The organism is Pseudomonas baetica (assembly GCF_051216495.1).
GTDB lineage: Bacteria > Pseudomonadota > Gammaproteobacteria > Pseudomonadales > Pseudomonadaceae > Aquipseudomonas > Aquipseudomonas baetica_B.
In genome coordinates this window covers 32,257-49,630 of sequence record NZ_JBPKAM010000018.1, presented here as the reverse complement: position 1 = coordinate 49,630, position 17,374 = coordinate 32,257, and the positions used below count along the sequence as shown (strand labels likewise).

The 17,374-nt window shown below is 57.6% G+C and carries 19 protein-coding genes, 3 tRNA genes and 1 pseudogene; 10 read left to right on the top strand and 13 right to left on the bottom strand.

Translation table 11 applies throughout. The features are described from left to right. Positions 1–614 precede the first annotated feature (614 nt). The 7 genes from ACSFE6_RS09480 (at position 615) to ACSFE6_RS09450 (ending at position 4,748) form a co-directional block, all read left to right on the top strand. On the top strand, positions 615–1,088 hold the full coding sequence (locus ACSFE6_RS09480) for a GNAT family N-acetyltransferase (RefSeq protein ID WP_435427351.1): 474 nt from the start codon (positions 615–617) through the stop codon (positions 1,086–1,088). A 97-nt stretch (positions 1,089–1,185) separates the two neighbouring features. Next, a complete protein-coding gene (gene gacA / locus ACSFE6_RS09475) occupies positions 1,186–1,827 on the top strand; it encodes a response regulator transcription factor GacA (protein ID WP_008015884.1) in 642 nt (213 codons plus the stop codon). Positions 1,828–1,829: 2 nt separating this feature from the next. Next, positions 1,830–3,653, top strand: coding sequence for an excinuclease ABC subunit UvrC (gene uvrC, locus ACSFE6_RS09470; RefSeq protein ID WP_435427350.1), 1,824 nt, complete (start codon positions 1,830–1,832; stop codon positions 3,651–3,653). A 32-nt stretch (positions 3,654–3,685) separates the two neighbouring features. Further along, the gene (pgsA, locus tag ACSFE6_RS09465; protein ID WP_435427349.1) at positions 3,686–4,246 is read left to right on the top strand and encodes a CDP-diacylglycerol--glycerol-3-phosphate 3-phosphatidyltransferase; all 561 of its coding nucleotides are present in this window, start codon (positions 3,686–3,688) and stop codon (positions 4,244–4,246) included. A 63-nt stretch (positions 4,247–4,309) separates the two neighbouring features. Next, a tRNA-Gly gene (locus tag ACSFE6_RS09460) sits at positions 4,310–4,385 on the top strand. A gap of 46 nt (positions 4,386–4,431) precedes the next feature. Next, positions 4,432–4,505: transfer RNA gene (locus ACSFE6_RS09455), tRNA-Cys, on the top strand. Between the two features lie 75 nt (positions 4,506–4,580). Then, positions 4,581–4,748 carry a hypothetical protein gene (locus tag ACSFE6_RS09450; protein ID WP_435427348.1) on the top strand — a complete coding sequence of 56 codons (168 nt, stop codon included), beginning with the start codon at positions 4,581–4,583 and terminating at the stop codon, positions 4,746–4,748. 61 nt (positions 4,749–4,809) lie between these two features. On the opposite strand, the gene ACSFE6_RS09445 is transcribed toward ACSFE6_RS09450, so the two are convergent. Together ACSFE6_RS09445 and ACSFE6_RS09440 are read right to left on the bottom strand one after the other, a co-directional pair. Next, positions 4,810–6,300, bottom strand: coding sequence for a DUF3336 domain-containing protein (locus ACSFE6_RS09445; RefSeq protein WP_435427347.1), 1,491 nt, complete (start codon positions 6,298–6,300; stop codon positions 4,810–4,812). After that, positions 6,297–7,805 carry a wax ester/triacylglycerol synthase family O-acyltransferase gene (locus ACSFE6_RS09440; protein ID WP_435427346.1) on the bottom strand — a complete coding sequence of 503 codons (1,509 nt, stop codon included), beginning with the start codon at positions 7,803–7,805 and terminating at the stop codon, positions 6,297–6,299. The genes ACSFE6_RS09445 and ACSFE6_RS09440 overlap by 4 nt, the downstream gene beginning before the upstream one ends. Before the next feature lie 499 nt (positions 7,806–8,304). On the opposite strand from ACSFE6_RS09440, the gene ACSFE6_RS09435 reads away from it, so the two are divergent. Both ACSFE6_RS09435 and ACSFE6_RS09430 read left to right on the top strand, forming a co-directional pair. Then, positions 8,305–8,391: transfer RNA gene (locus tag ACSFE6_RS09435), tRNA-Leu, on the top strand. 220 nt (positions 8,392–8,611) lie between these two features. Further along, on the top strand, positions 8,612–9,004 hold the full coding sequence (locus tag ACSFE6_RS09430; RefSeq protein WP_435427345.1) for a hypothetical protein: 393 nt from the start codon (positions 8,612–8,614) through the stop codon (positions 9,002–9,004). 108 nt (positions 9,005–9,112) lie between these two features. Here ACSFE6_RS09430 and ACSFE6_RS09425 read toward each other — a convergent pair whose 3' ends face one another. The 3 genes from ACSFE6_RS09425 to ACSFE6_RS09415 all read right to left on the bottom strand — a co-directional run bounded on the left by ACSFE6_RS09425 (position 9,113) and on the right by ACSFE6_RS09415 (position 11,066). Then, a complete protein-coding gene (locus ACSFE6_RS09425; protein WP_435427344.1) occupies positions 9,113–9,556 on the bottom strand; it encodes a hypothetical protein in 444 nt (147 codons plus the stop codon). A gap of 371 nt (positions 9,557–9,927) precedes the next feature. Next, the gene (locus ACSFE6_RS09420; RefSeq protein ID WP_435427343.1) at positions 9,928–10,128 is read right to left on the bottom strand and encodes a hypothetical protein; all 201 of its coding nucleotides are present in this window, start codon (positions 10,126–10,128) and stop codon (positions 9,928–9,930) included. A 104-nt stretch (positions 10,129–10,232) separates the two neighbouring features. Next, positions 10,233–11,066, bottom strand: a complete 834-nt coding sequence (locus tag ACSFE6_RS09415) for an NAD(P)H-binding protein (RefSeq protein ID WP_435427342.1) — start codon at positions 11,064–11,066, stop codon at positions 10,233–10,235. A gap of 152 nt (positions 11,067–11,218) precedes the next feature. On the opposite strand from ACSFE6_RS09415, the gene ACSFE6_RS09410 reads away from it, so the two are divergent. Next, entirely contained in the window at positions 11,219–11,908 is a 690-nt protein-coding gene (locus ACSFE6_RS09410; RefSeq protein WP_435427341.1) for a TetR/AcrR family transcriptional regulator, read from the top strand. A gap of 68 nt (positions 11,909–11,976) precedes the next feature. On the opposite strand, the gene ACSFE6_RS09405 is transcribed toward ACSFE6_RS09410, so the two are convergent. The 8 genes and pseudogenes from ACSFE6_RS09405 to ACSFE6_RS09370 form a co-directional block, all read right to left on the bottom strand. Further along, a complete protein-coding gene (locus ACSFE6_RS09405) occupies positions 11,977–12,261 on the bottom strand; it encodes a hypothetical protein (protein WP_435427340.1) in 285 nt (94 codons plus the stop codon). Positions 12,262–12,465: 204 nt separating this feature from the next. After that, positions 12,466–12,699: a hypothetical protein gene (locus ACSFE6_RS09400; RefSeq protein ID WP_433735393.1), complete on the bottom strand. Its 234-nt coding sequence runs from the start codon at positions 12,697–12,699 to the stop codon at positions 12,466–12,468. A 173-nt stretch (positions 12,700–12,872) separates the two neighbouring features. Continuing rightward, entirely contained in the window at positions 12,873–13,094 is a 222-nt protein-coding gene (locus ACSFE6_RS09395; RefSeq protein WP_435427371.1) for a hypothetical protein, read from the bottom strand. A gap of 108 nt (positions 13,095–13,202) precedes the next feature. Further along, a pseudogene (locus ACSFE6_RS09390) lies at positions 13,203–13,298 on the bottom strand (hypothetical protein); the annotation flags it as partial. 7 nt (positions 13,299–13,305) lie between these two features. Further along, on the bottom strand, positions 13,306–14,385 hold the full coding sequence (modC, locus tag ACSFE6_RS09385; RefSeq protein ID WP_435427339.1) for a molybdenum ABC transporter ATP-binding protein: 1,080 nt from the start codon (positions 14,383–14,385) through the stop codon (positions 13,306–13,308). A 3-nt stretch (positions 14,386–14,388) separates the two neighbouring features. After that, positions 14,389–15,069 carry a molybdate ABC transporter permease subunit gene (gene modB / locus ACSFE6_RS09380; RefSeq protein ID WP_435427338.1) on the bottom strand — a complete coding sequence of 227 codons (681 nt, stop codon included), beginning with the start codon at positions 15,067–15,069 and terminating at the stop codon, positions 14,389–14,391. Further along, on the bottom strand, positions 15,070–15,837 hold the full coding sequence (modA, locus tag ACSFE6_RS09375; protein WP_435427337.1) for a molybdate ABC transporter substrate-binding protein: 768 nt from the start codon (positions 15,835–15,837) through the stop codon (positions 15,070–15,072). Between the two features lie 266 nt (positions 15,838–16,103). Then, complete coding sequence (locus ACSFE6_RS09370) at positions 16,104–17,168, bottom strand: NAD(P)H-dependent flavin oxidoreductase (protein ID WP_435427336.1); 1,065 nt, start codon at positions 17,166–17,168, stop codon at positions 16,104–16,106. Between the last annotated feature and the right edge of the window lie 206 nt (positions 17,169–17,374).

The following is a 17,374-nucleotide window of genomic DNA, read 5'->3' as shown; positions in this document are numbered from 1 at the left end:
GCGGGTTAATTCCCGCGCACTCGGCCCTACTGGGGTGTTCGACAATTGACCAAATTGGCTGCGTGTGTGTGCTTGCCACCTGTGGGTGACCGATCGGAGGCGGCAGGCTGTCCCGAGCGGAGGGTGGTAAATCGCCAGGCGGTAAAACTGTCGTAACGGTAATAGGTGGCGTAGTTCATGTTCTTGATCCTCTGAATGTCTGGTGTTGCTAAAAATGGTTGGGGTTCTTTTTAGTCGAAACCAAAAAAACAAAACCCCCGGTCGGGAGGCCGACCGGGGGTTGAGAATTCTCTGGTGGCGACCCGTTTAAAGTGGGCGCCGTGTGGGTATCAGGCGCGCCAGTGGCTAAACCAATACCCAAAATAAAAGCTGACCGGAGCACAAGCGTCGTTCACCCGGGCAGCCGCAACCGAGCGCAGGGCGCTGGCGGTACGAAGCTGTGAGGGGGTGTTGAACATGGTTTGTCTCCGATGGATGCGCCGAGCTTACTAGAGCTCGGCAGGAGGATTCAATCAGAAAATGCTATCGAACACACACTGCGCGTTCTATCGCTTGAGTGCCTCGCCGGTTGTCACCACACTGCGTGCTCCGAAATGATAAGACGCGGAGCTTGGATGGAGTTTGAATGGCGTGTGGCCACTGATCGCGATCTGGATTTTGCCCGTGAGCTGACCTGCCGCAACATGTTGCGCTATTACATTCAGTTCGACCTGTTGTGGCAGGACGAAGCGTTCGAGGTCGCTTGGGCGGAGCGCGAAAACCGGCTGATTGTGAGCGACGGGCATCGGGTGGGGTACGTCAGTCTGAGCCGAGACGCCAGAGCGCTGTACATCCGCGAAATTCAGATCGTCGAAACATTTCGAGGGCAGGGCGCCGGCGCTTGGGCGATCGATCAGATATTGGCCGTGGCACGTCACGAACGGCGCCCGGCGCTACGCCTGACGGTTTTTGAAAACAACCCCGCGCGGGCGTTGTATGAAAGAAAGGGATTACAGGTGGTGGGGGCGGACGAGTGTTTTCTGAGAATGCAGTGCAATGTCGAGGGCTCGCATCGCTGGAACACGCTTGCTACAGGGCTTTCAAGATAAATGGAAACTTTTTATCTGACGCTTTCCGCTAGGTCTGCCAGCCGCTTTTTTGCTAAGGTGTCGGCAATCCAATAAGACCATATCGCGAGGTGTCTGCTTGATTAGGGTGCTAGTGGTCGATGACCATGATCTCGTTCGTACAGGCATTACACGAATGCTGGCTGACATCGATGGCTTACAAGTCGTCGGCCAGGCCGAGTCGGGGGAGGAGTCCCTGCTAAAGGCGCGCGAACTGAAGCCCGATGTGGTGTTGATGGACGTCAAGATGCCAGGAATCGGTGGTCTTGAAGCCACTCGCAAATTGTTGCGCAGTCACCCGGATATCAAGGTTGTCGCGGTAACGGTCTGTGAGGAAGATCCGTTTCCTACACGATTGTTGCAGGCCGGCGCTGCCGGATACCTGACCAAAGGCGCGGGTTTGCCGGAAATGGTCCAGGCAATTCGTCTGGTGTTTGCCGGGCAGCGCTACATCAGCCCGCAGATTGCCCAGCAACTGGCGATCAAATCCTTTCAGCCAACCAATGATTCGCCCTTCGACGCCTTGTCCGAGCGTGAAATCCAGATTGCATTGATGATCGTCGGTTGCCAGAAGGTCCAGATCATTTCCGACAAGTTGTGCCTGTCGCCAAAAACCGTGAACACCTACCGTTATCGCATTTTCGAAAAGCTATCGATCAGCAGCGATGTCGAGTTGACGTTGCTGGCAGTTCGTCACGGTATGGTTGATGCCAGTCTCTGAACATGAGTGAAACCTTCGATCCAAGTGCCTTTCTGTCGACTGTCAGTGGGCGCCCCGGTGTGTATCGCATGTTCGACAGCGAAGCACGTCTGTTGTATGTCGGTAAGGCCAAGAATCTCAAGAATCGCCTGTCGAGCTATTTCCGAAAATCCGGCCTGGCACCCAAGACTGCCGCGCTGGTTGCGCGTATCGCCCAGGTCGAAACGACCATCACCGCCAATGAGACCGAGGCGTTGCTGCTTGAGCAGACGCTGATCAAGGAGTGGCGTCCCCCTTACAACATCCTGCTGCGTGACGACAAATCCTACCCCTATGTTTTTCTTTCCGATGGCCAGTTCCCGCGATTGAGCATCCATCGCGGTGCGAAAAAGGCCAAGGGAAAGTATTTCGGTCCTTATCCCAGCGCCGGTGCGATTCGCGAAAGCCTGAGCCTTTTGCAAAAGACTTTTTTCGTTCGCCAGTGCGAAGACAGCTACTACAAGAACCGTACGCGTCCTTGCCTCCAATACCAGATCAAGCGCTGCAAGGCGCCTTGTGTCGGACTCGTGGAGCCCGAGGTATATGCCGAAGATGTACGGCACTCGGTGATGTTCCTTGAGGGTCGCAGCAATGCGCTGACCGATGAGTTATCAGCCGCGATGGAAGAGGCTGCGATCAACCTGGAATTCGAGCGTGCCGCCGAGTTGCGGGACCAGATCTCGTTGCTGCGGCGGGTCCAGGATCAGCAGAGCATGGAAGGCGGGACGGGCGATGTCGATGTGATCGCCGCGTTCGTCAATCCCGGCGGCGCTTGCGTGCACTTGATCAGCGTGCGTGGCGGACGGGTACTGGGAAGCAAGAACTTCTTCCCGCAAGTCGGTATCGAGGAGGACGTTTCTGAAGTCATGGCGGCGTTCCTTGGTCAGTACTTCATCAGTAGTCCGGAACGCGACTTGCCGAGTGAACTGATCGTCAATGTGGTTCACGATGATTTTCCGACATTGATCGCGGCCATCGAAGAGCTGCGTGGTCGCGAACTGACCATCAGCCATCGGGTGCGTGGTACCCGGGCCCGCTGGCAGCAACTGGCGGTCACCAACGCCGAACAGGCATTGGGTGCGAGACTGGCTAATCGTCAGCACATCACGGCCCGTTTCGACGCGCTGGCAGAGGTGCTGAAGCTGGATGAGCCGCCGCAGCGCCTCGAGTGCTACGACATCAGCCATTCCAGCGGTGAAGCGACCGTTGCGTCTTGCGTGGTGTTTGGTCCTGAAGGCCCGATCAAATCCGACTACCGCCGCTATAACATCGAGGGGGTCACCGCCGGCGATGACTATGCCGCGATGCATCAGGCGCTCACCCGGCGTTTCAGCAAGTTGAAGGACGGGGAGGGCAAGCTTCCGGACATTCTGCTGGTGGACGGCGGTAAAGGGCAGTTGTCCATGGCTCGCGATGTGCTCAACGAGCTGGCTGTGCCGGACCTGATTCTGCTTGGCGTGGCCAAGGGGGCGACGCGTAAGGCCGGTTTTGAAACGCTGTACCTCAACGACGCCGCCCAAGAATTCACCTTGCGCGGAGATTCCCCCGCACTGCATTTGATCCAGCAGATTCGAGACGAAGCTCACCGATTTGCCATTACCGGGCACCGCGCCCGTCGCGGAAAAACCCGTCGAACGTCTACGCTTGAAGGCGTTCCCGGTGTCGGGCCGACACGCCGCCGCGATTTGCTGAAACATTTTGGTGGATTGCAGGAGCTGTCTCGTGCCAGCATCGAAGAGATCGCCAAAGCACCCGGGATCAGTAAAAAGCTCGCAGAGTTGATTTATGCAAATCTGCACAGCGAGTAGAATGCCCCCTCACCTCGTAGCCAGTTGTGCCGATGAATATCCCTAATCTGATTACCGTTCTACGCGTCCTGCTCATACCGATTTTCATTCTACTGTTCTACCTGCCTTACCAATGGAGCTACCTGGCGTCAGCCTCGGTCTTCGCATTTGCCGCTGCTACAGACTGGCTGGACGGGTACCTGGCCCGCCGTCTGGAGCAAAGCACGCCGTTCGGGGCGTTTCTCGATCCCGTTGCCGACAAGCTGATGGTTGCGGTTGCGTTGGTATTGCTGGTGCAGGAACACGGCAATTTGTGGCTCACGCTGCCCGCTGCGGTCATCATCGGTCGCGAGATCGTGGTTTCCGCGCTACGCGAATGGATGGCCGAACTCGGGGCTCGCGCTCACGTGGCCGTGTCGAACCTGGGCAAATGGAAAACCGCCGCGCAGATGCTGGCGCTGGTAATCCTGCTGGCCAATCCGTCGCAATTCAGCTTCTGGGTACTGTTGGGTTATGCCTTGCTGATGGTGTCCGCAGGCCTGACGTTGTGGTCCATGATCCAGTACTTGCGTGCTGCCTGGCCGCATCTGAAGACAGACGTTGAAAATAAATAAAACTTTTTTGAATCAAAGGGTTGACGGGGCTTCTGGATTCTATAGAATGCGCCACACCAAGACGCGGGAATAGCTCAGTTGGTAGAGCACGACCTTGCCAAGGTCGGGGTCGCGAGTTCGAGTCTCGTTTCCCGCTCCAAGTTTGTACACATTTGATGTTGCGCTACTGACAGCAAATGTTTTGAGGCCGAGTAGCAAAATGGTTATGCAGCGGATTGCAAATCCGCCTACGCCGGTTCGATTCCGACCTCGGCCTCCACTATAAACAACCCCGTAGATCGATGATCTACGGGGTTTTTTATTGCCTTTGAAGAAGTGATCGGTCGGTGAGGGGGTGAGCCTTGATGAGGTGAAGGCCAAGGTGGGTTCGCTGCAAGCGGCGATATCCGCCCTCAATGCGGGATTGATCACGGCTAACACCGCGCTAGGTAAAGCCATAAAACAGGCCGGGCTGAATCCTGATCAAGTGCTTAAGGCGATGTCGTTGGCAATGAAGTCGTAATTGATCCGCAGCGATCACCGGGAAATTCAAGGCATGGCATGGAAGCGTCGTGCACAGGCATTCATCCATGCCAACCGCGACGGGTCAGGATCTTGTCCAGCGTTCGGCTGATCGCTGTGCAATTGCGCACCATCTCCATTCGTTCCCAAGTTGCCTGTTCTCCTTCGTGAACCAATTGTCTCATCTGGGGCAGAGGTAACGGCGACAGCAGTTTGAGCGGGCTATGCCAGCGCTTGCCGACGAAGATGTTGATATCGGCGGTGTAGTCCTGAACCAGCATGTTGTAACCGAGATGCTGCCAACGGGCCAGGGTGGGATTGCGAATGCGTAAATGATTTCTGCTCAGGCGCAGCAGTCGGGTCGCGATGTCTTTGCCTAAACGAATCGGTTGTTCCACCGCGACTTTGAGCAGACCGGGATGAGCATTGGGGTTGGGTGTGAAAAGCAATGCCGCCGGATTGGCCATGCTGGATATGAAGTGGTTGACGCCGTACAAGCGCCCCAGGCGCTTGGCGGGAAGGTCGTCGATGAAGGAGCCGTCGATCCAGCGTTGTTCGGGCAGGTAAGGCACTTGCTGGCCGACGGCGTTCTTCGCCAGCAGGGTGACTGGCGGGAAAATGCCCATGACGGCGCCCGAGGCCTGGATCGCGGAGCGGATCAATACGTTGGGTGCGGTAATGGCATTCAACAGTCGCGGAGCCTGCTGTGGTTCCAGACCGGTCACCGTAATGTTCAGGTGACGTCCACTGACTTCGTAGGCTTCGGCAAAGGTCAAGTCTGGAATCAGGCGTTGAATGTAGTTGGCGATTTCTTCGGCCTGCAGAACCGAGGACAGAGGAGAGCGGCGTTTTACTGCGCCATTGTCGATCGTCATGGTCAGCAGTTCAGGTTGCAGGAGGTCAAGCAATTCATCCGGGCTGTGGGTGCAGACAATGGCCGCTACCAGCGATCCGGCACTGGAACCGGAAATAATCCTCGGCAGCAGGTCCTGCTCAAGTAGCGCCTTTAACACCCCTACGTGGAAATAACCGAGCATGGCGCCACCGCTGAGCATCAGCGCGGAACGACCGAAACAGTGGCTGGCGCGAACAAAGAAGTCCTGGCGCTCCTTCAGCGAAATAATCTCATCGCCAAGTGCATCGATGGCTTCCAGCGACAGGCACACCTCTTCAATGTATTCGTGGATCAGATGCTTGGTGCCCATGTGGGCACGATTGTACAGCGCCGCCTTGCCCATGCCGGCGAGATTGCCATGGATACCCTCGTTAAGGGTGAACATTAGATTGGCGTAGGCGCAGGCGGTGCGCATGCCGCGCAGGCGTTCCATTCGTTGACGGACGGTGCGGTAGTCATAGTCATTGCAGACTTCGTTCCTACGCCAGTCGTCCATGCCGTTCTGTTGGTCGAGTGCGCAGGCGTGTTTGGACCACTCCTCGTAGTTATGGGCCTGTGCCATTTTTATCAGCAATTGAGCGGCTGGCGTCTTGGACCTGAACATGTTGATCCTTTCCATTGCGCCGAGAGAAGTGCGTGAGCCGGGTGCGGTGGTCATGCGGAAGGCTCCTCGGTGTTGGATGTCGTGTTAGGCGCCCGTTTGCGGGGTGGCAGCGGGCGGGCTTTGGGAGCAGGCGAATCCTCTGGCTGGCGTGCCAGGGCCAGATATTCTTCGGTGGATTGCTGGAGGCACTCAACGTAGACGTCCATGTCAGGCAAGACATGACGGTCGCTGACCACGCCGAGAATGAGTTCGCCATAGAGGCTGGTGATGCCATGGCACAGCGCCAGGCCATCAGCTACCGGTGGAATCGGGTACAGCGCCAGGAGCTCGGCACCGGCAACGTATTTGCGCTCCTGTCCGCCAGTAGGGCCGGGGACGTTGGTTATCAGGGTGTTAGCCAGGTGGTATTTGCCGATATAGCGCAATTGACTGTTCATCCAACTGCTGAGCATGCGCATCGGCGCGGGTACGAGGTCACCCATGGAAATAATCAGTTCATGCACCACGTCACGGGCCAGTCCTGCGCCGGATCGTGTGCGTTCGAGTATGGCCTGTAGCCGGTCGACGGGGTCGGCGATGTCGGTGCCGATACCGATTAGCATGCCCGAGAGCAGGTTGCCTGTCTGGCGGTGGACCTGGTCGGGCGGGATGGCCACCGGGCAGAGTGCGACCAGTGATTCGCTGTCCGGCAGCGCCTCGCGACGCAGCAGGTAGTGTCGCAGTCCGCCGCCAATGATGGCGAGGATGACGTCGTTGAGGCTGGCGCCCTCGGCGCAACGACGAACTTGCTTGAGCTCGCTGATCTTCCAGGACAGTCCGCCGAATGTCCGGTGTGGAGAGACGTGAGTATTGAACAATGTCGTGGGGATGCGCTTTTGTGTTGGCCTGTCCTCGCCACGCATTCTGGTGAACAACTGCAAGGCCGCTTTGCTCAGGCCGAAACTGGCGCGCAAGCTGCGCAAGGGCTGGCTTGTCAGACGCGGAACGGTCCTGGCCCACATCTGCGCACGGCTCGGCAGGCGTTCGCCGAAGGGTTGCCGGTAGGTGTTCTCTTCGAATTCGGGGTGATCACTCATCAGCAGATTATTAATCTCGATGCCGGCCTTGCCATCGATGTAGGAGTGATGGAATCGCAGTAGCAGGGCGAAGCTGCCCGGTGGCACACCCTCCACATTGTTCAGACCCTCGATGATGGTCAGTTCCCACGGCGCGCGCTCCATGTCGAGGGTGCGTGACATGGCGCGTGCGGTGAAGATGCACAGCTGGCGCCAGTCGCCCGGTTGAGGCAGGCCGACGTGGCGGATGTGGTATTCCAGATCGAAATTCTTGTCCTCCACCCAGTACGGGTCGTCCAGTCGAAAGGGGGCGTGCTGCAGGCGTCGGCGGAACAGTGAAGTGCTGCTCAAGCGGCTGCTGAAGTAGCGAATGATGTCCTTGTGTCGAACCAGTCCATTGGGTGCGCTGCGCTGGTCGCAAATCCACAGGCTGCCGATCACCATGGGTTGATGGGGGGCGTCGGAATAGAAAAACTGGGCGTCTAGCGGGGTCAACTGTTTCATGACGTGCTTGCTCCAATGGCATGATTGCCAGCGCAGTGGTTGGCCGAACGTCCCTGTCCATCGTCTGGTGTGCTCGGGACCCTTCGGTTGAGCGGTAGGCCTGGGTAGATTCTGCTGGCTCGTAGCCACAGGTGATCCCCCTCGACTTGAGGGGGGAGGCGGGTGCAGGCATATCGGCGATCAATCGCACCGAAGAATTTTGACTGGCGGGTGGCGTGCATACTGTCCTTAATCAGGAGGCCTGCAACTTCTGCTGCCACAGTAAGTGCTCACCATAGGTTACTGATTCGCGGGGTTTTTATTGCGCTCGCGGGAGAATGCAGGGCTTGGAAAATCACCCAATCCTGGTGGGTAATATGAAAAAAGCTTCGTAGGTCCATGATTTACGAAGTTTTTTATTTTGGGTTTGCGCAAGATTTAGTCTTGAAAATCGCACTCGTGACCTTGCTTCACCGGGACGGGATGTATATATTTCCCCCCTCTGATTCACCGCGCTACCGCCCGAATGGCGAAACTGGTAGACGCATGGGACTTAAAATCCCCCGCTCGTAAGGGCGTGCCGGTTCGATTCCGGCTTCGGGCACCATCTAAAATCAAGGGTTTGCGAGCGAAAGCTGATGCAAACCCTTGTTTGTTTCTGGTCCGCTATTTTGGCGTGGTCCTCCGTTCGCTGGGTAGGAATAGGAATGACTTTCTTGCCCATGCGGTTTCGGCGAAACTGCTCTGTCTTCCATGTATCCTGCATGCTGCCGTCACGCCGCTTGAAGCTACACTTTTGGTGTTTCTTTGGAGCGGAGATTATAGAAATGAAATTACCAGGCCTTGGCGGTCTAACCGGACTGGTTTTGCTGGCGGGTTTCGCATCATCAAGCGAAGGAGCACAGGCCCCTGTGCCAGCCAATGCAAAGACGTTGAACAATGCTGAGGTGCAGCAAGCCTTGGTCGGTAAGACAATCACCAGTCGCTTGAATAATGGGACTCCGTACTCTCTGACATTCAATGCCGACGGCACCGATACCTATAAAGAATCAGGCAAGGATCCCGCCAAGGAAAAGTGGACGCTGGAGAGCGGTGTGGTGTGCCTCATCGCTTCCGGGTGGCCTACGGAATGTAGTCATGTGAAGCAGGCGAACGGTGAGTTGTGGTTCGTCAAGCCAGAGGACAGCACTGTGAGATACCACTTCACCGTTAGTCCCTAGCATTTGCCCGTGATCATTCCGGCTGCATCGCCCGAAGGGCTGGCCGACAGAGATCGATGTGTTCGGCAGATGTCGAATGCAACGTATGCGCCTGATTTTCGGGGCACATCAATGACACGCCGTGCTGACCGCCTTCTCGGCGCGTTGGATTTCCAGCTTGACGTCCGTCGTTATACGCTGCTCCTTGAGCTGCTGCCCAAGGAAGGGCTGGTCGCCGCGTGACCTCACTTCCGCATCCGTTGCCGCAACTTGTGCCTGTACCGTGGCAGAGTGCTGCGAAATGACCGTTTCCACTTCTTCCTTGGTTTTAGCGCTGTCCAGCGCATTGATAAGTTTGCCCACCTCGGCCTTTTCCGCTTCGGCATAGTCTTGGACAGACAAGCCGGCAGCCATGGCCCGAGCCTGGATCTCTATGGTCTTGAGATGCTCCTGCGCGACCTTGCACAGCTCCTCCTGTCGTCGAGCCTTGTTGGCCTCCCAGGTGCTTAACCCGTATGTCAGGCCACCTATCAGTGTCACGACGACAGCAACCCCAATCAATCCGCCTTTCACGGTCAAGTACTCTTAAAGGGAATGATCTGCAATTCTATTTTAGTGTGGAAAGACTAGCCCAGGATGTGGAGAAAGGATGCCAACTGAATTACAGACGGGCAAAAAACGCCAATGGCAAGCAGACCAAAGGGATCAAAAAACGTTGGCCGCAGTGCAGTCGTAGTTAGCCTTTGATATCACTATCCGCTTGTTTTTTCTCATCGTCACCGGGGTTAGACGACTTCGCCTCTTTTTCCGGAAACTGGATATCGGTACCAGCGTTTGAACCCGCAGGGCAAGGCAAAGGTGCCGTGTGTCTGACGAATGGGGAATTGAAAAACCCGGCGCTGAACGCCGGGTTTTTTACAGGTGCAAATTCTGATCGGATTGATTCAATTACCCGGGGACGATTCAGCCTTGCGCCGATCGCTGCCGTTGGAATTACCGCTGTTGATCAACCTCCGTTCCAGCAGAATATTTTGTAAGGCCTGACGGTCTGACGGGGCCAGTTGATGCTCTCGCTCCTTGAGTTCGAGCAGGATCGGGCTGGACCACTGGCGATAGGTTTGCTCGGCACTACGAATGGATGACATTTCTCCCTCCTTGATCAGGCTCCTGCCAATAAAGGCGCCGCAGTTCGATACGAGAGAGACCCTAGCCGAGGAAGTCGATTGTCGCCAATGCGGCACGTTGTCGCTCAATCCACTTTGTTCCAGACACCGGTCGCCGCTGTATGGCGGACATATTCCGAAAAGTCTTTCGCGGGTCGTCCAAGTGCATCTTGCACGCCATTGGTGACGGGCGTATTGCGTCCGTCGAGCACCGTTGTGAACAGATACAGCACCAGATCGATCAGCCCGGAGGGCAATTGTTCCTGCTCCAGCGCAACTCGATAGGCGTCTGGCGGCACGGCGACGAAAGCGATGTCGCGGTTGGTCGCACGTGCGATCTCGGCAACGGCGTCGGCGAAGGTCAGTGCACGTGGCCCGGTGAGTTCATAAAGCTTGCCTGAGTGCACGGTTTGGGTCAGTGCGGCAGCCGCGATTTCGGCAATGTCTTCCACGTCGATGAAAGGCTCGGCGATGTCTCCCACGGGCAGCGCCAGCTCGCCCTGCAGGATCGGTTCAAGAAAGTGCGCTTCGCTGAAGTTCTGGCAGAACCAGCTGGCTCGCAGGATGGTCCAGTCGACTCCGCTGTCCTGCACCACGCGTTCGGCCAGTTCTGCTTCTTTTTCTCCTCGTCCCGACAACAGCACCAGTTTGCCAACGCCGTTTTTGACAGCCTGATCGGTAAACGCCTGAATTGTCTCGAGGGCGCCAGGTACCGCGAGGTCGGGTTGAAAGGAGATGTACGCCGCTTGAACACCATCGAGGGCTGCCGCCCAGGTGGAACGATCTTCCCAATCGAAGGGCGGGGTGGCACCACGGGAACCCAGGCGTACGTTCTGGCCGGCCGCCTGGAGTCGTTGAGCGATCCGTCGTCCGGTTTTGCCATTGGCGCCGAGGATCAGAATGGTCTGCTGATTATTCATTGCGTTCATCTCCATTGATAATGTGAGCAATGCTCACGTTTAAAAGATGATAGACCCTCACGTTTTGCCGTCAAACCAAGTAATGTGGAAGCCGACGTACGGCTATGGCCTATTGGGCGCGTGGCCGGGTGATGCTAAGGTGAGTCAATGTCATGTTTTTTATTTCGGGAAAAGCGGCCGTGGCCAAGAAAACCAGTGAAGCGCTCGAAGAACCTGTTCCTGAGCCAACTCGACGCAACCCCACACAGCAACGCAGCCGCGAACGCCAAGAGCGAATTCTCTGCGTGGCAACACAGCTGATCGCAACCAAGGGCAGCGATCAGCTGAAGATGAGTGAAATCGCTGAACGCTCCGAGATTTCGATCGGCTCTCTCTATCAGTACTTTCCCGATAAAAGCTCGGTCATTCGCACATTGGCCGAGCGTTACAACGTTGAAAGCCGTCGTTGCATCGAAGAGGCACTGGGAGCGGTGGAAGATGTGCCGGGGCTGCAAGCAGCCTATTCGTGCTTGCTCGATCAGTATTACGAGATCGTTCTGGCCACGCCGGCGATGCGGGATATCTGGTCCGGCATGCAGGCTGACAAGCACCTGTTGTCGCTGGAGCTGGAGGAGAGTCGCATAGCCGGGGAGATCCTGGCCGAGGCGATGCTGCGGGTATACCCGCACAGCGATGCGCGACAGGTTCGGGAGTCAGCATTTCTGATCTGGCACCTGGGCGAGGCGACCATGCGCCTGGCGATCTCCTGCGAGCCTCAGGAGGGGCGCGGGCTGGTGGAGGCGTTCAAGCGCATGTCATTGCGCGAAATCTTACAGCCAGTCGGCATGAATACAGCGAACTAATGACAGCAGCATGGCAAGCCTCGGGCGGTTGGATCGAACCGACTCGACTCAACCGCCGAAGCAATTGCCTATACGAAAGGTTGTCCGGTAAAGCCGCGGGGCAGCCTTTGCAGGCCGGGCAGGGCGACCAGGCGCTCGGTCCAGGACTGACGCCAGTCAGCGACGGTTTGCAGGGCCTTGGCTTTGCGCGCAGCGCGGCGCGCGGCGTTGCGTTGGTCTTTGCGCGCTTCTTTGTAGACGTCGGTATTTCGACAACTCCTGCATTTGACCCGGTTAAGTTCGCGGGTCGAGACGAGATTGTTGCCTTTGTGACCGCAGGCCAGGTGCCCGCTGACTTTGAAGTGAGTGACCATTGGGACGTCTCCTCGTGACGTGTGATCGTTCGACCTCACGGGGTGGGTGACGTTCGTTTGGTTTTTCCGCGCAAAAAAATCCCAGCGCAGGGCTGGGGTGGGGAGACGTGAAACGACCGTGCAGGAAAACACTCGGTGACCAGAGCGTCGCCGATCATGCCTGTGCAGGCAAACCGAATCTTCGCATCAACGGTCCGGATCGACTTATCTGAACCGTGGCAGCGGCCGGTCGATGGGTTTGAGCGATGACAAGGTGTTGCGGATGATGGGTGTGTCTTTCTCGATTTCGTTCAGGCGATCGCGAATCCTGAGGGCCGTGGGGTGTCCGCCGCCTTGATGATCGACCCAGTCGGCAATTTCCTTGCACGCTGCGGCCAGGCGAACCTGACGGGAATCGAGCAGGGTGAGCAGGGTGGTGATGGACTCTTTTTCTGACATGGGAAACACCTCCGTTGAAGGCACCTGGCAGGGCATATGTAGGAGCGAGTTTGCTCGCGATGGACGTTAACGATAACGCGTGATGTCTGAGTGACCACGTTGCCTGGATGTCCATCGCGAGCAAACTCGCTCCTACAGCCAGTATAGACCCGTAAGAGGCCCGCCAAGGCTCCTCAGCCTTGGCGGGCCGTGACTTGTGACCTGGCATTGAGCTGCCAGCAAATGCGCCGGGCGTCCTCTTCAAGATCGTAACCGTCACCGATGAAGCCATTGGTACGGGTATCCGCAATGCGGTACCAGACGGCGGCATCAGGGGGAGGATGGCCGGATTCTCCGACCCTTCGTCCATGAATGATGATCTTGTTGCAGCGCTTCACGACGAATATGTCTTCCATGGCTTCACCGCAGCTGATTTGTGTACAGATCAACTATAGAAGTCATTTGTAATCGTGCAAAAAATAGCCAGGTCAATTCGTCGGCTCAGACGCCAGCTTCTCCAGCAACAGGGCCAGGTCGAAATCCCGTAGCCGAGAGTCTTTGTCGCTGTCACGTACCTCCCGCCAGAGTGGGTGATAGCGGTATTGCTTGTGAGCGCGAGAGGCAAAGCTACGCCAGGACAGCCACGGCCTTGATCTGGGCCCAGAGTTGTTGTCCGGGGTGAACATTCAACTGGTCGCGGGAGAAACGGGTGATCCGCGCCAGCAACGGCGTTCCTGCCGCATCCAGGCGCACCAGTACGTGAGCAGCGTTATCGGCACCCATTTCGCTGACCACGGTGACGGGCAGTCGATTGAGAATGCTGCTGTGTTCTGCGTTGTGCAGGCTCAGGCTCACATCTCGCGCTTGTACCTTGCAGCGCAAGGTCTGACCCGGAGCCATCGGCGTGTGCGCCACACGAATGTTCAGAGGCGTATCGGGCAGTTGCAGGGTCAGCAACTGGTACTCGGTGTCATAGCGACTGACCCGGCCTTCAATGACCACGCCCGCGTCATCGCCCAGCGCCAGCGGCAGATCGAGGCGGGCCAGGGTTTGGCCGATGGGGCCGCTGGCCAGCGCCTTGCCGTCGCCGAGCAGGACGATGTGGTCGGCCAGTCGTGCCACTTCATCCTGGGAGTGGCTTACGTACAGTACCGGGATGTCCAGCTCATCATGCAACCGTTGCAGGTAGGGCAGGATTTCGCCCTTGCGCTTGGCGTCCAGCGCGGCCAGTGGCTCGTCCATCAGCAGCAGTTTCGGACTGGTGAGCAGGGCGCGGGCGATGCCGATGCGCTGGCGTTCACCGCCCGACAGGTGTTGCGGATGGCGATCGAGCAAGTGGCCGATGCCCAGCAGCTCGGTCGCGTGGGCCATATCGACCCGACGCTGCTGTTTTGGGATTCGTTTCAGGCCGAACTCAAGGTTGGCCAGCACCGACAGATGCGGGAACAGACTGGCCTCTTGAAACACGTAACCCAAGGCGCGTTTGTGCGGCGCGACGAAAATTTTCTTGTCGCTGTCCTGCCAGACTTCATCGTTGACCTGAATGAAACCTTTATCGGCCCGTTCCAGGCCCGCGATGCAACGCAGGCAGGTGGTCTTGCCCGAGCCGGAATGACCGAAAAGCGCAGTGACGCCACGACCGGGCAACTGCAAGTCGACATCCAGGGCAAACCCCGGGTAACTCAGCTTCAGGCGCGTTTGAATCATCGATCAGCTCCAGCCTGCTTTGGTTTTTCGGCTGGAGTAAAGCGCCAGCAACACCGCAAAGGAGAACACCAGCATCGCCCCGGCCAGCCAATGGGCCTGGGCGTATTCCATGGCTTCGACGTGATCGTAGATTTGCACCGAAACCACGCGGGTCTTTTCAGGAATGTTACCGCCAATCATCAACACCACGCCGAACTCACCGACGGTATGGGCGAAACCGAGGATGGCCGCGGTGATGAAACCAGGGCGAGCCAGGGGCAGGGTGACGCTGAAAAAGCTGTCCCAGGGATTGGCGCGCAAGGTCGCGGCTACTTCCAGTGGGCGCGTGCCAATGGCGGAAAAAGCGTTTTGCAGCGGCTGGACCACGAACGGCATCGAGTACAACACCGAACCAATGACCAACCCGGCAAAACTGAAGGTGAGGGTGCCAAGCCCCAGTGATTGGGTGAAGTGGCCCACAAACCCGTTAGGTCCAAGCGCCAGCAACAGGTAAAAGCCAATCACCGTGGGAGGTAACACGAGGGGCAGGGCGACGACCGCCCCGACCGGGCCGCGCAACCAGGATCGGGTGCGCGAGAGCCACAACGCCAGCGGAGTGCCGATCACCAACAGGATGACGGTCGTCAGGGACGCCAGTTTCAGGGTCAGCCAAATGGCGGAAAAATCGGCACTCGTCAGCGTCATTTAGAGTTGGTAACCGTAGGACTTGATGACAGCAGCGGCTTTCGGGCCCTTGAGGTAGTCAACCAGTGCCTTGGCGGCCGGGTTGTCCTTGCCCTTGTTGAGGATCACCGCATCCTGTTTGATAGGGTCGTGCATTTCGGCTGGTACGATCCACGCCGAACCGCTGGTGACTTTGCCGTCCTTGTAGATCTGTGACAAGGCCACGAAGCCCAATTCGGCATTGCCGGTGGACACGAATTGATAAGCTTGGGTGATGTTCTGGCCTTCAACGATCTTGTCCTTGACCTTGTCGGTCAAGCCTTGCTTGGCCAGTACCTGGGTTGCTGCCAGGCCATAAGGCGCGGCTTTAGGGTTGGCAATGGACAGATGCTGGTACTGGTTGTCGCTCAGCACTTTGCCCTTGGCATCGACATAACCTTCCTTGGCCGACCACAGCGCCAGGGTGCCGACGGCATAGGTGAAGCGCGAGCCCTTGACGGTGTCGCCTTCTTTTTCCAGTTTTTCCGGGGTGGTGTCGTCTGCCGAGAGGAACACTTCGAACGGCGCGCCATTCTTGATCTGGGTGTAGAACTGACCGGTCGCACCGAACGAGGTCACCAGTTTGTGGCCGGTGTCTTTTTCGAAATCGGCGGCAATTGCCTGGATCGGCGCGGTGAAGTTGGCGGCGACCGCCACCTGGACTTCGTCCGCCTGGGCAGAGCCAAAGGCGAATACAGCGATCAGGGTCGCCAGGCAAGTCGGGGAAAAACGTGAGGCACGAATGGTCATGAAACGGCTCCGTTATAAGTATGTGTCGCGAGGGGGTGATTCGGTATATATCTGAATATATAGCGAAATGCCTGCAAACGGAACGAGTTGCCTATGGCTATGGAGATTTATCTGTGGCGAGGGGATTCATCCCCGTTGGGTCGCGAAGCGGCCCCCAGTGTGCATTCACATTAATTGAGTGGCCTGGACTGACGACTGCTTCGCAGTCGAACGGGGATGAATCCCCTCGCCACAGGTCATCACTCAGTCAGAGGTTATTCGTTTGTTCAGCGGCCAAGCAATTTCGCCAACCCTTCCTCCGCCAATCGCCGGGTGAGCTCCGCTGTCGTCAACTCAACCCCCAGCGTGAACGCCTGCCCGGCCCAAAGGTTACTGAAATCCGCTTCGCCCTTGGCCCGCAACGGTATGAGCGCGCCACCGGCCAGCGGGAAGGCCGGCGCCTTGGCACTCATGGGGCCCAACTCGCGCATTACCCGATTAAGAATGCCTCGTGCCGGGCGTCCGGTGAACAGATTGGTGATGGCCGTCTCGCTTTCCTTCGCCGTGCGCAGTGCCTTGTGATGGGAGACACTGACCTTCGCTTCCGGCGTAAACAGATACGCCGTCCCGACCTGCACCGCCGAAGCCCCCAGCATGAACGCCGCCGCAACGCCCCGCGCATCGGCAATGCCACCCGCGGCAATCACCGGCACCTTCACCGCATCGACGACCTGCGGCACCAGGGCGAAGGTGCCAACCTGAGTGCTCAGGTCATCGCTGAGAAACATCCCGCGGTGTCCGCCGGCTTCGTAGCCCATGGCGATGATTGCATCGCAGCCATGCTGCTCGAGCCAGATGGCTTCTTCGACCGTGGTGGCCGAGGACAGCACTTTTGCTCCGGTAGCCTTTACCCGATCCAGCAGGGATTGTTCCGGCAGACCAAAGTGGAAGCTCACGACCTCGGGGCGAAACGCCTCGATCACTTCGCAGCCAGCGGCATCGAACGGAGCACGGTTGGACACCGGTGTCGGCGCAAAGAAGTCGACCCCCAGTTCCCGGTAATAAGGTTCCAGCAGATGCTTCCATTCCTTTGCCCGTTGCTCGTCCACTGGTGGGGGTTGATGGCAGAAGAAATTCACGTTGATCGGGCGCTGTGTATGTTGGCGGATGACCTTCAATTCTTCGCGCAACTGCTCGATGCTCAGCATGGCTGCCGGCATGGACCCCAAACCGCCGGCGTTGCTCGCGGCAATCACCATGGAGGCATGGGTGGCGCCGGCCATCGGGCCCTGGATGATCGGCAGTTCGATCCCGAGCAAGTCAAGAATGCGGGTGTCTGGCCATTGGCTCATGTTGAATGTTCTCCGACGGTGAATCCGGGCAAGGACGGTATGGGCGGATTTATAGCCGCATGATTGACCCAAGGTTCGCACCGCCGACCTTTGATTGCCAGCCATCATCGGTCTTCTTGCAAGCGTTGCCGTCGTGTCTGAAATACACGTTGGCGCCGTATGGTTCGATGAATTGGCTTAAAGTCGAGTACGGCATTTTTTTGCGA

Excerpts from the sequence above, each read along its gene's own strand:
- ACSFE6_RS09405 (WP_435427340.1), bottom strand. The coding sequence starts at position 12,261 with ATGGTCACTCACTTCAAAGTCAGCGGGCACCTGGCCTGCGGTCACAAA.
- ACSFE6_RS09370 (WP_435427336.1), bottom strand. The coding sequence starts at position 17,168 with ATGAGCCAATGGCCAGACACCCGCATTCTTGACTTGCTCGGGATCGAA.
- ACSFE6_RS09410 (WP_435427341.1), top strand. The coding sequence starts at position 11,219 with ATGTTTTTTATTTCGGGAAAAGCGGCCGTGGCCAAGAAAACCAGTGAA.
- ACSFE6_RS09415 (WP_435427342.1), bottom strand. The coding sequence starts at position 11,066 with ATGAATAATCAGCAGACCATTCTGATCCTCGGCGCCAATGGCAAAACC.
- uvrC (WP_435427350.1), top strand. The coding sequence starts at position 1,830 with ATGAGTGAAACCTTCGATCCAAGTGCCTTTCTGTCGACTGTCAGTGGG.
- modA (WP_435427337.1), bottom strand. The coding sequence starts at position 15,837 with ATGACCATTCGTGCCTCACGTTTTTCCCCGACTTGCCTGGCGACCCTG.
- ACSFE6_RS09400 (WP_433735393.1), bottom strand. The coding sequence starts at position 12,699 with ATGTCAGAAAAAGAGTCCATCACCACCCTGCTCACCCTGCTCGATTCC.
- ACSFE6_RS09420 (WP_435427343.1), bottom strand. The coding sequence starts at position 10,128 with ATGTCATCCATTCGTAGTGCCGAGCAAACCTATCGCCAGTGGTCCAGC.
- ACSFE6_RS09395 (WP_435427371.1), bottom strand. The coding sequence starts at position 13,094 with ATGGAAGACATATTCGTCGTGAAGCGCTGCAACAAGATCATCATTCAT.
- modB (WP_435427338.1), bottom strand. The coding sequence starts at position 15,069 with ATGACGCTGACGAGTGCCGATTTTTCCGCCATTTGGCTGACCCTGAAA.
- pgsA (WP_435427349.1), top strand. The coding sequence starts at position 3,686 with ATGAATATCCCTAATCTGATTACCGTTCTACGCGTCCTGCTCATACCG.
- ACSFE6_RS09480 (WP_435427351.1), top strand. The coding sequence starts at position 615 with ATGGAGTTTGAATGGCGTGTGGCCACTGATCGCGATCTGGATTTTGCC.
- ACSFE6_RS09440 (WP_435427346.1), bottom strand. The coding sequence starts at position 7,805 with ATGAAACAGTTGACCCCGCTAGACGCCCAGTTTTTCTATTCCGACGCC.
- ACSFE6_RS09430 (WP_435427345.1), top strand. The coding sequence starts at position 8,612 with ATGAAATTACCAGGCCTTGGCGGTCTAACCGGACTGGTTTTGCTGGCG.
- ACSFE6_RS09445 (WP_435427347.1), bottom strand. The coding sequence starts at position 6,300 with ATGACCACCGCACCCGGCTCACGCACTTCTCTCGGCGCAATGGAAAGG.
- modC (WP_435427339.1), bottom strand. The coding sequence starts at position 14,385 with ATGATTCAAACGCGCCTGAAGCTGAGTTACCCGGGGTTTGCCCTGGAT.